Annotated in this window: 15 protein-coding genes; 9 read left to right on the top strand and 6 right to left on the bottom strand. The window is 51.9% G+C overall.

What is annotated here, in order from left to right; translation table 11 throughout:
• Positions 1-422: 422 nt before the first annotated feature.
• Together A6301_RS06580 and A6301_RS06575 are read left to right on the top strand one after the other, a co-directional pair.
• The gene (locus tag A6301_RS06580; RefSeq protein ID WP_205540390.1) at positions 423-998 is read left to right on the top strand and encodes an aminodeoxychorismate synthase component II; all 576 of its coding nucleotides are present in this window, start codon (positions 423-425) and stop codon (positions 996-998) included.
• A 120-nt stretch (positions 999-1,118) separates the two neighbouring features.
• On the top strand, positions 1,119-2,345 hold the full coding sequence (locus tag A6301_RS06575) for an aspartate aminotransferase family protein (RefSeq protein WP_234257384.1): 1,227 nt from the start codon (positions 1,119-1,121) through the stop codon (positions 2,343-2,345).
• An 86-nt stretch (positions 2,346-2,431) separates the two neighbouring features.
• Here A6301_RS06575 and crp read toward each other — a convergent pair whose 3' ends face one another.
• Positions 2,432-3,064, bottom strand: a complete 633-nt coding sequence (gene crp, locus A6301_RS06570) for a cAMP-activated global transcriptional regulator CRP (protein ID WP_004090925.1) — start codon at positions 3,062-3,064, stop codon at positions 2,432-2,434.
• A 365-nt stretch (positions 3,065-3,429) separates the two neighbouring features.
• Here crp and A6301_RS06565 point away from each other — a divergent pair, with 365 nt between their 5' ends.
• Positions 3,430-3,837: an OsmC family protein gene (locus A6301_RS06565; RefSeq protein ID WP_107168861.1), complete on the top strand. Its 408-nt coding sequence runs from the start codon at positions 3,430-3,432 to the stop codon at positions 3,835-3,837.
• 307 nt (positions 3,838-4,144) lie between these two features.
• Here the strand turns inward: A6301_RS06565 and A6301_RS06560 are convergent, their stop codons facing one another.
• The 3 genes from A6301_RS06560 to A6301_RS06550 form a co-directional block, all read right to left on the bottom strand.
• Positions 4,145-5,014: a phosphoribulokinase gene (locus A6301_RS06560; protein ID WP_048262707.1), complete on the bottom strand. Its 870-nt coding sequence runs from the start codon at positions 5,012-5,014 to the stop codon at positions 4,145-4,147.
• 124 nt (positions 5,015-5,138) lie between these two features.
• Complete coding sequence (locus A6301_RS06555) at positions 5,139-5,375, bottom strand: YheU family protein (RefSeq protein ID WP_048262706.1); 237 nt, start codon at positions 5,373-5,375, stop codon at positions 5,139-5,141.
• 1 nt (position 5,376) lies between these two features.
• Positions 5,377-6,393, bottom strand: coding sequence for a hydrolase (locus A6301_RS06550; protein ID WP_234257383.1), 1,017 nt, complete (start codon positions 6,391-6,393; stop codon positions 5,377-5,379).
• A gap of 106 nt (positions 6,394-6,499) precedes the next feature.
• Between A6301_RS06550 and A6301_RS06545 the strand changes: the two genes are divergently transcribed.
• A complete protein-coding gene (locus A6301_RS06545; RefSeq protein ID WP_107168858.1) occupies positions 6,500-7,102 on the top strand; it encodes a LysE family translocator in 603 nt (200 codons plus the stop codon).
• An 82-nt stretch (positions 7,103-7,184) separates the two neighbouring features.
• Here A6301_RS06545 and A6301_RS06540 read toward each other — a convergent pair whose 3' ends face one another.
• Positions 7,185-9,092: an ABC transporter ATP-binding protein gene (locus tag A6301_RS06540; RefSeq protein ID WP_234257382.1), complete on the bottom strand. Its 1,908-nt coding sequence runs from the start codon at positions 9,090-9,092 to the stop codon at positions 7,185-7,187.
• 125 nt (positions 9,093-9,217) lie between these two features.
• Here A6301_RS06540 and kefG point away from each other — a divergent pair, with 125 nt between their 5' ends.
• From kefG to slyD, 4 genes are all read left to right on the top strand, one after another.
• Positions 9,218-9,769: a glutathione-regulated potassium-efflux system ancillary protein KefG gene (kefG, locus tag A6301_RS06535; protein ID WP_234257428.1), complete on the top strand. Its 552-nt coding sequence runs from the start codon at positions 9,218-9,220 to the stop codon at positions 9,767-9,769.
• 1 nt (position 9,770) lies between these two features.
• Complete coding sequence (gene kefB, locus A6301_RS06530) at positions 9,771-11,582, top strand: glutathione-regulated potassium-efflux system protein KefB (protein WP_107168855.1); 1,812 nt, start codon at positions 9,771-9,773, stop codon at positions 11,580-11,582.
• Positions 11,583-11,639: 57 nt separating this feature from the next.
• On the top strand, positions 11,640-11,834 hold the full coding sequence (locus tag A6301_RS06525) for a YheV family putative zinc ribbon protein (protein ID WP_165800639.1): 195 nt from the start codon (positions 11,640-11,642) through the stop codon (positions 11,832-11,834).
• Positions 11,835-11,954: 120 nt separating this feature from the next.
• Positions 11,955-12,539, top strand: coding sequence for a peptidylprolyl isomerase (slyD, locus tag A6301_RS06520; RefSeq protein WP_014701635.1), 585 nt, complete (start codon positions 11,955-11,957; stop codon positions 12,537-12,539).
• A 113-nt stretch (positions 12,540-12,652) separates the two neighbouring features.
• Here the strand turns inward: slyD and A6301_RS06515 are convergent, their stop codons facing one another.
• Entirely contained in the window at positions 12,653-12,871 is a 219-nt protein-coding gene (locus A6301_RS06515; RefSeq protein WP_107168853.1) for a protein SlyX, read from the bottom strand.
• A gap of 282 nt (positions 12,872-13,153) precedes the next feature.
• On the opposite strand from A6301_RS06515, the gene fkpA reads away from it, so the two are divergent.
• Entirely contained in the window at positions 13,154-13,972 is an 819-nt protein-coding gene (gene fkpA / locus A6301_RS06510; protein WP_107168852.1) for an FKBP-type peptidyl-prolyl cis-trans isomerase, read from the top strand.
• Positions 13,973-14,057 lie beyond the last annotated feature (85 nt).

Below are 14,057 nucleotides of genomic sequence, written 5' to 3'. Positions count from 1 at the left end.
TTTCTATTCCCGATCTGGTGAGTTATGGAAAAATCACCCACATAAGAAAAATGAGCGCCAGCCCCTCCCAAAAAAGGGGCTGGCGAGGTGTGATGGGTTCCACTGCATGGTCATAGATATCTTTAGCATTTTGTTAGCGTAAATTTCTTGTCATCCTTTTCATGCTGGAGACGGGTACAATGGCCTTTATACCCGTCATTCTTCAAGCTGCTTGTGCGTTGGCTGCCCTTACTCACCCCAGTCACTTACTTGAGTAAGCTCCTGGGGATTCGCTCGGTTGCCGCCTTCACGCAACTCGAATTATTTAGGGTATATCGCTTTAGCCCATAAGCATGTATCGAAAAAAATTGCGGGTATTAATGCGGGTATGAAAAGAAAGATCAAATAACATGTTTATTATTTATCAGTAAGTTAACTAATTTATGCTGCTAATTATCGATAACTACGACTCCTTTACCTACAACCTTTATCAATACTTTTGTGAGCTTGGCGCACAAGTCGTGGTGAAGCGTAATGATGAACTGACGCTGCGCGAGATTGAACGGCTTGCGCCCGAGCGGTTGGTGATTTCTCCTGGCCCTTGTACGCCAGACGAGGCGGGCATTTCACTGGCGGCTATTCGTCACTTTGCTGATAAGTTGCCTATTTTGGGTGTGTGTCTTGGCCATCAGGCGATGGGGCAGGCGTTCGGCGCGCGGGTGGTGCGGGCGCGGCAGGTGATGCATGGCAAAACTTCAGCAATTGTGCACAACAATACGGGTGTTTTCACCGGGTTGGCCCAGCCTTTGACGGTTACCCGCTATCATTCGCTCATCATTGATCCCGCTTCGCTACCCGCTTGCTTTGAGGTTACCGCCTGGAGCGAATATGAAGGGAAGCGTGACGAGATTATGGGAGTCCGTCATCGCTCATTGCCGCTGGAAGGCGTGCAGTTTCATCCTGAGAGCATTCTCAGCCAGCAAGGGCATCAGCTTTTGGATAATTTCCTTAAAATTTAATCATATAGAAAGTTATTTTCTTCATCGGCTGATTTAATATTGCCTGCGATTGATTTTTTATGCATATTTATTGACTATATTTTCATTTCTGACGTAATGGACAGCGGAGTGAGGCAGCAAATGACAGCAGAGCAGAAAGCAGTGACACGGGATACCCACGATAAGGTTATTTTGCCGGTTTATGCACCCGCGAAGTTTGTACCCGTGAAAGGTAAGGGGAGCCGCGTCTGGGATCAGGATGGCCGAGAATATATCGATTTCTCCGGTGGTATCGCGGTCACGGCGCTCGGTCACTGCCATCCGGCGCTGGTTAACGCCTTACAGCAGCAGGGCGAAAAACTGTGGCATACCAGCAATATTTTCACGAATGAACCTGCGCTACGCCTTGCCAGCAAACTGATCGATGCCACTTTTGCCGATCGCGTGTTCTTTGTTAACTCTGGTGCAGAGGCTAACGAAGCCGCATTTAAGCTGGCGCGTCACTATGCGGTTAAACGCCATAGTCCGTATAAAACCAAGATCATCGCCTTCTACAATGCATTCCATGGTCGCACGCTGTTCACCGTTTCAGTTGGTGGACAACCTAAATATGCCGATGGTTTCGGGCCTAAGCCTGCCGATATTGTGCATGTTCCGTTCAACGATCTTGCTGCTGTTAAAGCGGTGATGGACGATCACACCTGTGCGGTCGTGCTGGAACCGATTCAGGGTGAAGGCGGAATTACCCCCGCTACGCCTGAATTTTTGCAGGGCGTTCGTGACTTGTGCGATCAACATAAAGCGTTGCTGGTGTTTGATGAAGTGCAGAGCGGGATGGGGCGTACTGGTAAATTATTCAGCTATATGCACTATGGTATTACGCCGGATATCCTGACAACGGCTAAAGCGTTGGGCGGTGGGTTCCCGATTAGCGCGATGTTGACGACAGAAGAGATCGCATCAGCCATGACGGTTGGGGTGCACGGTACCACTTATGGCGGTAACCCTCTGGCCTGTGCGGTGGCGGAAGCAGCGCTGGATATTATCAACACGCCGGAAGTACTGTCGGGCGTAGCGGCTCGTCACGAGCGCTTTGTCAGTGAACTGGAGAAAATTAACCAGCAGTACGGCGTATTCGAGCAAATACGCGGGATGGGGCTGCTGTTGGGTGCCGAGTTGAAACCGCAGTGGCATGGCCGCGCGGGAGAGTTCCTGGCTGCTGCAACGGCGCAGGGACTGATGGTTTTGATGGCAGGGCCGAACGTGATCCGCTTTGTACCGTCGTTGATCATTGATGAAGACGATATTGTGCAGGGAATGAAGAAGTTCGCCAACGCTGTCGCGCAGGTTGTTAACGTAGGAAACTGAGTGACGTTCTCAAAAGCGCAGCGATAAAAAAAGCGTGAAGCAGAGGCTTCACGCTTTTTTTGTTGGTAGGGTACAGCGGCAGGGATTTAGCGAGTGCCGTAAACGACAATCGTTTTACCGTGCGCAGAGATCAGGTTCTGGTCTTCTAACATTTTCAGAATGCGGCCCACGGTTTCACGCGAGCAGCCAACGATTTGCCCAATTTCCTGACGGGTAATTTTAATTTGCATGCCATCTGGATGCGTCATGGCATCAGGTTGTTTGGCCAGGTTGAGTAATGTTTGGGCGATACGGCCGGTCACATCAAGGAAGGCAAGGTTGCCGACTTTCTCAGAGGTAACCTGAAGTCTGCTTGCCATTTGCGCAGACAAGCGCATGAGGATATCCGGGTTAACCTGGATGAGCTGGCGGAATTTTTTATAGGAAATTTCAGCCACTTCACAGGCGGTTTTTGCCCGAACCCAGGCGCTGCGTTCCTGACCTTCTTCAAACAGGCCGAGCTCACCAATAAAATCGCCCTGATTGAGGTAGGAAAGAATCATTTCCTTGCCTTCTTCATCTTTGATTAGCACTGCGACAGAGCCTTTCACGATGTAGTAAAGCGTTTCTGCTTTTTCACCTTGGTGAATCAGCGTGCTCTTCGATGGATACTTGTGGATATGACAATGGGAAAGGAACCATTCGAGAGTTGGGTCTGTCTGCGGTTTGCCGAGAACCATTCGCTATCATCCTCTGTTGTAATTCACTGCGCAAATTACAGGGGTCAGAGTTCCCTGTACGGCGTGTTTAACTGCTAAAAAAATAAAATTCAGTCTAGTCAGAATGACGTCAGGGAATATACTGGAACCACTGTACCCTTGATTTTCCGGTTGCTGCCTTGCCGCACCGTAAACGTCTGGCTACGTCATCATCATCTTCTTCGTTTCTGGCTTTGTCCAGAAAAGGTCTATTCTATTTTCGTTTTAACACAGCTTTAAGGATGTGTCTTGTGTTGTCTCGCTTCAGCATGACAAAGCTCTGATTAACGCTGGTTTTTGTACAGTAACGGTATAAATTTTCAAAAAATTTTTAGTGGAGAGGCATCATGCAGGCTCGGGTAAAATGGGTTGAAGGCTTAACGTTTTTGGGCGAATCCGCATCAGGGCATCAGGTATTGATGGACGGTAATTCCGGCGATAAAGCGCCCAGTCCGATGGAAATGGTGTTGATGTCCGTAGGGGGATGCAGCGCGATTGATGTGGTGTCGATTCTGCAAAAAGGTCGCAATGACGTGGCGGATTGTGAGGTGAAATTAACCTCGGAGCGCCGCTCTGAAGCGCCGCGCTTATTTACCCATATCAATCTACATTTTACCGTGACGGGAAAAGGGCTGACCGATAAAGCCGTCGAGCGAGCTGTTGCCCTGTCAGCGGAAAAATACTGCTCTGTGGCATTGATGCTGGGCAAAGCCGTTGAGGTGACGCACAGTCACGAAATTAGAGTGCTGGAATAATCCCTTTCTCTGGGTACTTATTCTGGTCACTTAAGCCTGTTATACCCTAAATAATTCGAGTTTCAGGAAGGCGGCAAGAGAAGGACAAATTCGTCGGGAACGAATTTGACCAGCCACGGCTGGCCTCCGGTGAGAGACAGGATGTCTCTCATTTCATCCCGATGAGCTTACTCAGGTAAGTGATTCGGGTGACTGCACGCGGCCAACGCACATGCAACTTGAAGTATGACGGGTATATTAGGGGAAACACGGGGGGAGGTTCCCGAGGGAGGCCTCATCCCTGTGGTCGCCCCGTGTATCTCGCTGCTTATTCTATCGTTTTCCCTTCGATTAACCGCTGTACCAGCGGTGCCATGATGAGCTCCATCGCTAGCCCCATTTTCCCGCCGGGAACGACTAACGTATTGATGTGGGAGATAAATGACCCCTGCAACATGGCGAGCAGATAGGGATAATCAATATTATCCAACCCTTGAAAGTGAATGACGACGAAGCTTTCGTCCAGTGAAGGAATTGACTTGGCGGCAAACGGGTTAGAGGTGTCCACGGTGGGTACGCGCTGGAAGTTGATGTGCGTACGAGAAAACTGCGGCGTGATATAGGTGATGTAGTCTTCCATGGAGCGGACGACAGAATCCATCACCGCTTCACGCGAGTGACCGCGTTCATTGACGTCACGAATCAGCTTTTGAATCCACTCCAGGTTGACGATCGGTACTACGCCGACGAGCAAATCGACATGCTGTGCCACATCATTTTGTTCGGTGACCACACCACCATGCAGCCCTTCGTAGAACAGGATATCGGTAGGTTCCGGCATGGGTTCCCACGGTGTGAATGTCCCGGGAACCTGATTATAGGGAATCGCTTCATCGTAGGTGTGGAGGTATTTACGCGTCTGGCCGCGACCATGTAGACCATATTCGATAAACGATTGTTCTAGCAGGCTGAAATCATTCGCTTCTGGGCCGAAATAGCTGATGTGGCGCCCTAAATCACGCGCTTTGCGGATCGCCATGTCCATTTCCGGGCGGGTATAGCGGTGAAAGCTATCGCCTTCTAACTGGGCTGCACGTAGATCGAACTGCTGGAAAATCTTACGAAAGGCCAAGCTGGTTGTCGTGGTTCCCGCTCCGCTGGAACCAGTAACCGCAATAATCGGATGCTGATGTGACATAAGGCGCGTGACTCCGTGATCGCGATGCGCGCATAGGCTGAAAGCCTGCGCACATTCTCAAAAATGACGTAATGGTTCCCATTGTTAGCATGTTTGGCGTGTTCTTTCACGTCTTTCACCATGCTCAATAAGGAGCATGTCCACCTGCATTGAGCTGCCCGCGTGGCATAATATTTAGCGTCTCATGCAACTCAGACCACACCAAAACGACCTCGCCAGATTGGAGCTGACTACGGATATCTTCTACTTTCTGCGCCAGCGAACGTTCCTGCTCGCCATAATCGGTGCCTTCACGCAGCACGAAAGATTCGATGATGTTATCCAGCGTTTCTGGATCGAGCTGTTGCCAGGGAATAATCACGCTAGGGTTCCTGAGTAAAAGTGGTTCCTGAAGAAGGATCGGCGGCGTGGTCCAAGAATGGGCTAAGCCAGTTGGGAATGCGCTGTTCCAGCCACATTTCCGGTTTCAATAACGTACCACTCACGAAGCCAACATGCCCGCCGTGTTCCGTTAGTTGATACTCAATATTAGACGGTAACTGCGACAGATCGGGAATGACCTCTGACGTCATAAAAGGATCGTCTTTTGCGTGGATGATCAGCAGTGGTTTGCGTATTTGAGGTAATAGCGGCAGCGCGCTACAGCGTCGATAGTAGTCAGTGGCATCGTGAAAGCCGTGGATACGGGAGGTAATGACGTCATCAAACTCGCGCAACTGGCGGATTCGCTTCAACTGCGGCAACTGGATCGGCAGCGTGTCCGGGTACGCTGCCAGCTTGCGGCTGGCGTTTTGTTTCAACAGGCGCAGCAGGTAGTGCTGATAGACGCGGGAGAATCCTTGTTCCATCCGACGGCTGCAAGGTTCGAGCATCAATGGCGCGGAAACGATGACGGCGGCGGACAGGGAACAGCCTTCACCCTGCTGACCGAGCAGGTAGGCCAGCATGTTTCCGCCGAGAGAAACGCCGATGGCGGCGGTAGGCGCCGCGCCCAGCGTTTCTTGCATCCAGCGCAGAAAATAGCTGGCATCGCTGGTTTCGCCAGAATGATAAATGCGTTTCATCCGGTTGGGCTTACCGCTGCACCCGCGAAAATGCATGATGACGGCCAGCCAGCCGCGCTGTTTGCAGGCATGCAGTAGGCCATGAGCGTAAGGGCTGTGGAAACTGCCCTCCAATCCGTGAAACAGCACCACGCGTGGTTTGTGCCGCGCCTGCTCGGGCGCTTCGCTCCATGCCAGATCGACGAAATCGCCGTCGGGTAATTCGAGCGCTTGCCAGACTGGTGAGAACTGCGCGTGACGGCGAATCAGGCGTGGTAATAGCGTTTGCAGATGCGGATTATGCGCACCGCTTAGCGGATGAAAATGGTCATGCATAAAGGATATGAAAATCTTGTTGTCGGCTCTTGTACGATCAATATCACACTGTTAGCTTCAATGCTGCCAGTTGGTACGACATTTGGGTCAGGAGCGCCCACAAATAATGGAACTGAGTTTATTTCTTTCGATGTTAGGTTTTTTGTGGGTAGCGGCTATCACACCGGGGCCGAATAATATGTTGTTGACCACTTCGGGCGCGAATTTTGGCTTTATGCGTTCACTGTGGCTGATGGTTGGCATCATGTTGGGGATGCAGAGCATTTTGCTGCTGGTCGCATTCGGCGTCGGCGGTTTGATTCTGATTTATCCTTCGTTGCACTTTATTCTGAAAGTCCTCGGTAGCGCCTATCTGCTTTGGCTGGCGTGGAAAATCGCCACGGCGGCTTACGAACGGTTGGAGACATCCGTTGCGCCGCCTCAGCCGATCCGGCTTTATCAAGGGTGGTTGTTGCAATTCTTAAACCCGAAAGCGTGGCTCATGGCGTTGGGCGCGGTGGCCAGCTTTAGTCTGGCGGGTGAAGGCTATAACCATTCGGTGATCGCGATAAGCATCGGCATTGTGCTGGTGAATCTGGTTTCCGGTGTCATCTGGCTGGGTTTTGGTACGGTGATTGGGCGACTGCTACGCAGTAAGAAAGCGTGGATCATCTTCAACGTATCAATGGGGCTGCTAACCGCTGCCTGCGTGTTGTTGATTTGGCATTAACGTTGATTTGGCATTCATGCTGGTTTGATAAAGTCGTGAGCGGTTTATCGCTCACGACTTTATCAGGAGAGGGACATCAGATTTATTCGCTCTGCATCATCTGTTCTAACTGTTCCTGTGCGTCCAGCCAGGACAGCTCCGTTTCTTCCAGCTCGATTTTGACTTTGGTTTGTTGTTGCAAGCAATCGGTGAGCTCGGCCTTGCGGCTGATGTCGTAGATTGCACTGTCCGCCAGCCGAGCTTCCAGTGCTGCGAGCGCTTCCCCCAGCTTCTCCATCTGCTGTTCAAGCTTGGTGATCTGCTTACGCAGTGGCTGAGTTTGTGTTCTCAACTCGGCTTCACGGCGTTTCTGATCTTTTCTACCTTGTGCACTGTTGGCTGCATTCTCTTTTGGCGTTTCATCGGCCGCATTTTCCTGACGTTGCAGGCCAACCAGCCACTGTTGGTAATCTTCCAAATCGCCGTCGAATGGCTCTACTTTCTGGTCGTGTACCAGATAGAGATCGTCGGTGGTAGAACGGATCAGGTGTCGATCGTGCGAGACGACAACCAGCGCGCCTTCAAAATCGATTAACGCTTCGGTTAGCGCCTGACGCATGTCCAGATCGAGGTGGTTGGTCGGTTCGTCGAGCAACAGGAGATTTGGACGCTGCCAGACGATCAGTGCCAGCACCAGACGCGCTTTTTCACCGCCGGAGAAGCGCTCGGTGATCTCGGTGACTTTGTCGCCCTGAAAACCGAAGCCACCGAGGTAGTCGCGTAGCTGCTGTTCCGTTTCCCGCTCAGCCAGGCGCACCAAATGTTGCAAGGGTGACTCGTCTGCACGCAGGAACTCCAACTGATGCTGGGCGAAATAACCGAGCTTAACGCCTTTTGCCAGCCCGATTTCTCCTTTCAACGGGGCAAGCGTGCCAGCAAGCAGCTTGATAAGCGTAGATTTACCTGCGCCGTTATGGCCGAGGAGCCCGATGCGCGAACCCGGCACTAAATTGAGTTTGATGGATTCGAGAATCAGCTTGTCGTTGTAGCCTGCGCTGACCTTTTCCATCTTCATGAGTGGATTAGGCAGCGATTCCGGGGCGCGAAAGCTAAAGCGGAAAGGGTTATCGACATGCGCTGGCGCAATCATCTCCATGCGTTCCAGCATTTTTATCCGGCTTTGCGCCTGCTTGGCTTTGGTCGCTTGCGCACGGAACCGGTCAATATAGTGTTGCAGATGCGCGACGCGCTCCTGCTGGTGCTCATAAAGCGATTGCTGCTGTGCAAGGCGGGTGGCGCGTTGGCGTTCAAACGAGGAATAGTTACCGGTGTACTCGTTAAGCGACTGCTGTTCGATGTGCAGAATCTTGGTCACCACCGGATCGAGGAAATCGCGGTCGTGCGAGATCAGAACCAGCGTACCAGCATAGTTTTTTAACCACTTTTCCAGCCAGATGACGGCATCCAGATCGAGGTGGTTGGTTGGTTCATCGAGCAGTAACAGGTCTGAACGGCAAATCAGCGCCTGCGCCAGATTCAAGCGCATCCGCCAGCCACCGGAAAAGGCGCTGACAGGCTGTTGCAACTGTGGTTGAGAAAACCCTAACCCACTGAGCAGGCTTGACGCTCTGGCCTGGATCGTCCAGGCCTGAATCGCATCCAGCTTGCCGTGCAGCGTGGCAATCGCGTTGCCGTCGTTCTCTTCGTTGGCGGTCTGCAACGCGGCTTCCAACTGGCGGTATTCACGGTCACCGTCAATCACGTAGTCCAGCGCGGGCTTGTCCAATGCCGGTGTTTCCTGATTGACCCAGGCCAATGACCAGTTTTGCGGAAATGTCGCGCTACCACCGTCGGCGCTGATTTCACCTTTCAGTAATGACAGCAGCGTAGATTTACCACAGCCGTTCTTGCCAACCAGACCAACTTTCTGGCCGGGATTAACCGTTGCTGTCGCGTTGTCGATTAGAACGCGTACACCACGTCGAATTTGCAGCGAAGAGAAAACAATCATAAAGCGCCGTATGTTCAGAGTATGTTAAATTATGGACATATCAGGACACGCGGTGTCCTGTTTTTAGTCGTTGCGCTGCATGGTAACGGAAAACGATTATCATGACGACGCTTTGGAGGGGAATGATGTCGCAGCCACCGAAGATTTTGCTGCTGTATGCCCATCCGGAACCACAGGACTCGGTCGCGAACCGGGTCTTATTGCAACCGGCGCAGCAGTTGGCGAATGTAACCGTGCACGATCTTTACGCACACTATCCTGATTTTTTTATCGATATCCATCACGAACAACAGTTGCTGCGTGAGCATCAGATCATTGTTTTCCAACACCCGTTTTATACCTATAGCTGCCCGGCGTTGCTGAAAGAGTGGCTCGATAGAGTGTTATCCCGTGGTTTTGCCAATGGGATTGGCGGCAATGCGCTGGCGGGGAAATACTGGCGTTCAGTGATTACGACCGGTGAACCGGAAGATGCTTACCATGCTGATGGCAACAACCGTTACTCCATGGATGATTTGTTACGTCCGTTTGAGCTGACAGCCGGCATGTGTCGTATGCATTGGATGAGCCCGATGATTGTTTACTGGGCGCGTCGTTTACAGCCCGACGTGTTATCGAGCCACGCCAGAGCCTACGGCGAATGGCTATCCTCCCCTTTATCTGAAGAGGAACGCTAGTATGGAGAGTTCCGCGCTACTGACTGCCGGAGTCTTGTTTTTGTTTGTGGCGGTAGTAGCTGTACCGATCGCTGCCCGATTAGGAATTGGCGCCGTATTGGGCTATTTGATCGCCGGGATCGCCATTGGCCCTTGGGGGCTTGGCTTTATCCGTGATGTGGAGGCCATCCTGCACTTCTCGGAGCTGGGCGTCGTTTTCCTGATGTTCATCATCGGGTTGGAGCTGAATCCGTCCAAGCTTTGGACGCTGCGTCGTTCCATCTTCGGCGTTGGGGCGGCTCAGGTTGGCCTGAGTGCGCTGATTCTCGGTGGGGCATTATATCTGACGGACTTTTCATGGCAGTCCGCGTTGATTGGTGGCGTGGGGCTTGCGATGTCGTCAACGGCCATGGCGTTGCAACTGATGCGCGAGAAAGGCATGAATCGCAGCGAGTCCGGCCAACTTGGTTTTTCTGTCCTACTGTTTCAGGATTTGGCGGTGATTCCCGCGCTGGCACTGATCCCTATTCTGGCTGGTGTGCAGGGTGATTTCGGCGATTGGGAGCGGATTGGCCTGAAGGTCGCCGCGTTTCTCGGCATGTTAATCGGCGGCCGCTATCTGGTACGTCCGTTGTTCCGTTTTATTGCGGCATCCGGCGTGCGCGAAGTGTTCACCGCCGCTGCGTTGTTGCTGGTACTCGGCTCTGCGCTGTTTATGGAAGCATTAGGGCTTTCTATGGCGTTAGGCACCTTTATTGCTGGGATTCTGCTGGCGGAAAGCGAATATCGGCATGAGTTGGAAATCGCGATTGAACCGTTCAAAGGTTTGTTGTTAGGCCTGTTCTTTATCTCAGTAGGAATGGCGCTGAATCTTGGGATTCTCTACACCCACATCGTGAAAATTATGGTTGCGGTGTTGGTGCTGGTGGCGGTGAAAGCGGCTGTCCTTTATTTCCTCGCGCGGGTTAACCGAATGCGCCGCTCCGAGCGCTTGCAGTTTGCCGGCGTGCTGAGTCAAGGCGGCGAGTTTGCTTTCGTACTGTTTTCCGCAGCGGCCTCATTCAACGTATTGAAAGGTGAGCAACTGCCGCTGTTGCTGGTGACGGTGACGCTATCGATGATGACGACACCGCTGCTGATGCAGGCGATCGACCGCATTCTGGCGCGTCGCTATAACGTGCAGGATGTACCGGATGAGAAACCCTATGTCGAAGATGATGAACCGCAGGTGATTGTGGTGGGTTTCGGACGTTTCGGACAGGTGATCAGTCGTTTATTAATGGCGAACAAAATGCGGATTACGGTTCTTGAGCGGGATATCAGCGCCGTCAGCCTGATGCGCAGTTATGGCTATAAGGTTTATTATGGCGATGCCACGGAGCTGGAACTGCTGCGTTCGGCGGGCGCGGACAAAGCACGATCGATTGTGATTACCTGTAATACGCCGGAAGATACGATGGAAATTGTACACCTGTGCCAACAGCATTTTCCGAATCTGGAGATTCTGGCGCGGGCGCGTGGGCGTGTTGAAGCCCATGAACTGTTGCAGACGGGCGTAAGGCATTTCTCGCGTGAAACCTTTTCCAGCGCGTTGGAACTGGGGCGGAAAACGCTGGTAACACTCGGCATGCATCCCCATCAGGCGATGCGCGCACAGCAGCATTTCCGGCGTCTTGATATGCGCATGCTGCGTGAATTGATGCCGCAGCTGACAGGGGATGTTGCGCAGATTTCTCGTGTAAAAGAGGCGCGTCGTGAGCTGGAGGATATTTTCCAGCGCGAAATGCTGCGCGAGCGTCGTCGACCTAGCGTGTGGGATGAGGACGACGAATAAGTGCCGACAGCGCCTAGTAGAATAGAGATTCTGGAACGGAGATGAATGGGAGTTATCATGCGTAAACGTTTTATTGCAGGGGCGGTGTGCCCGGCGTGTCAGGCTCAGGACACGCTGGCAGTTGGACGAGAAGATGACGTCGAGGTTGTGGTGTGCGTAAAGTGCGGATATCGCAAGAGTCAGGCAGATGAACCTGCGACCACACCCGACCCGCAGGCTAGCGATATTATCGGGATCTTTCGGCCAGAATAAGAGACGGGTGTCATGATGGCATTGTCATCAACCGTTGACGTTTTTTGATTCCAGACGGTACATAGGGACATTTTTCAGCTACAATTTGCGCCAGTTTGATTTCCAACGGTAGGAGATATCATGAAAGTAGCAAAAGATCTGGTGGTCAGTCTGGCCTATCAGGTACGTACAGAAGACGGTGTGTTGGTTGATGAGTCTCCGGTGAGCGCGCCGTTGGACTATCTGCATGGTCACGGTTCCCTGATTTCAGGTCTGGAAACCGCGTTGGAAGGCCGTGAAGCTGGCGAAACGTTTGATGTGAACATTGGTTCCAGCGACGCTTACGGCAACTATGACGAGAATCTGGTTCAACGCGTACCGAAAGATGTTTTTATGGGCGTTGACGAGCTGCAAGTGGGTATGCGTTTTCTGGCTGAAACCGATCAGGGTCCAGTTCCAGTTGAAATCACCGAAGTTGAAGATGACCACGTTGTTGTCGACGGCAACCACATGCTGGCAGGCCAAAACCTGAGCTTCCATGTTGAAGTGATTGCCATTCGCGAAGCGACGGAAGAAGAATTGGCGCACGGCCACGTTCATGGTGAACACGATCATGAACATGGTGACGGTTGCTGCGGCGGTCACGGTCATGACCACGATCATGACCATGATCACCAACACGGTAAAGGCGGCTGCGGCGGCCACGGTGGATGCGGTTGCCACTAATCGGTCGTAGCGCATACAACGGCCGAATGCTGTCATAAAAAAAACCTCAGGTTGATGAACATCACCTGAGGTTTTTTTATATCTGGCCGGTAGTGAACCTGAGTATGTCAGGTTCAGTAATGCGGCGGTGGCGTTTCTTCCGACTGAGGAGCGACGAGCGACGTTTGCTGGTTGCGCAGCCTGTCGGTGAGTAGACGGACGTGTTCACGCAGGCGGCTAATTTCTCGCTCGTGTTGAATAACCGTTTGGTTAAGCTCTTCTATGGTTAATTCCTGAAAGGCCTGTCGGCTTTCCAACTGTTCAAGCCGTTCTTCGAGTGCTGATGGTGACATCGGTATTCCCCTTACTTCTTGTTACCTGCGAGTTTGTCAGAAAGCGGAAACTTCTGGTAGTAAAAACGGTCGCAGTAGGGCGCAATGCAGTATCCGAAATGGGGCATATCGTTGCCGGATGGCCTTAGGACGATACAAATGATGTCGGAAAAGCTTCCTGACGTTTTTTATCAAAGGATTGTCGAGTGTGTCGTTGTGTTGTCTTCGTCCGCACAGTTATAGTAGGCGCGAATTTATTTTAATGATGGCTGGAGCACGTCGCTCCAGATGCTGGAGAAATGGATGAAATCACTGTTTAAAGTAACGCTGTTAGCAACAACGATGGCTCTGGCTCTGAACGCAGGCCAGGCTCTGGCGGCAGACAAAGCGCAGGCATCTGACACCACTGCGGCAGCCAAATTCAAAAGCGATGAGCAGGCAGCGGCTTATGCGCTAGGTGCTTCTTTAGGGCGTTACATGGATAACTCTCTGAAAGAGCAAGAGAAATTAGGCATCAAGCTGGATAAAGAACAGCTGATTGCTGGTGTGCAAGATGCCTTTGCTGACAAGAGTAAGCTGACTGACGAAGAAATCGAGAAAACGCTGCAAGGCTTTGAAGGCAAAGTGAAAGCAGCGGCTGAAGCCAAAATGAAGCAAGATGCGAAAGATAACGCTGATAAAGGCACCAAGTATCTTGAAACTTTCGCCAAAGAAAAAGGCGTGAAGAAAACTGAATCTGGCCTTCTGTATCAGGTTGAGAAAGAAGGCAGCGGTAACGCGCCGAAAGACAGCGACACCGTAGTGGTTAACTACAAAGGTACGCTGGTTGATGGTAGCGAGTTCGACAACTCCTACAAACGCGGTGAGCCGCTTTCTTTCCGTCTAGACGGCGTGATCCCAGGCTGGACTGAAGGTCTGAAGCACGTTAAGAAAGGCGGCAAAATCAAGCTGGCTATCCCACCAGCGCTGGCCTATGGCGAAAACGGCGTACCGGGCATTCCGGCTAACTCCACGCTGGTGTTTGACGTTGAGCTGTTGGACATTAAATCTGAAGCTGACCTGAAAGCAGCCGATGATGCGAAAGCTGAAAAACCAGCCGCTGCAGAGAAAACCGCTAAATAAGCATCGCTATTATGGCGATATGACCGCAGGCCTGGCCTGCGGTTTTTTTTGTGTTTCACAATCACGTTCCTGCAATCGAATCCCC

Origin of the sequence: Pectobacterium sp. IFB5596, assembly GCF_021432585.1 — a bacterium.
Taxonomy (GTDB): Bacteria; Pseudomonadota; Gammaproteobacteria; order Enterobacterales; family Enterobacteriaceae; genus Pectobacterium; species Pectobacterium punjabense.
The sequence above is the reverse complement of the archived record's forward strand: the minus strand, read 5'-3'. Positions and strand labels throughout refer to the sequence as shown.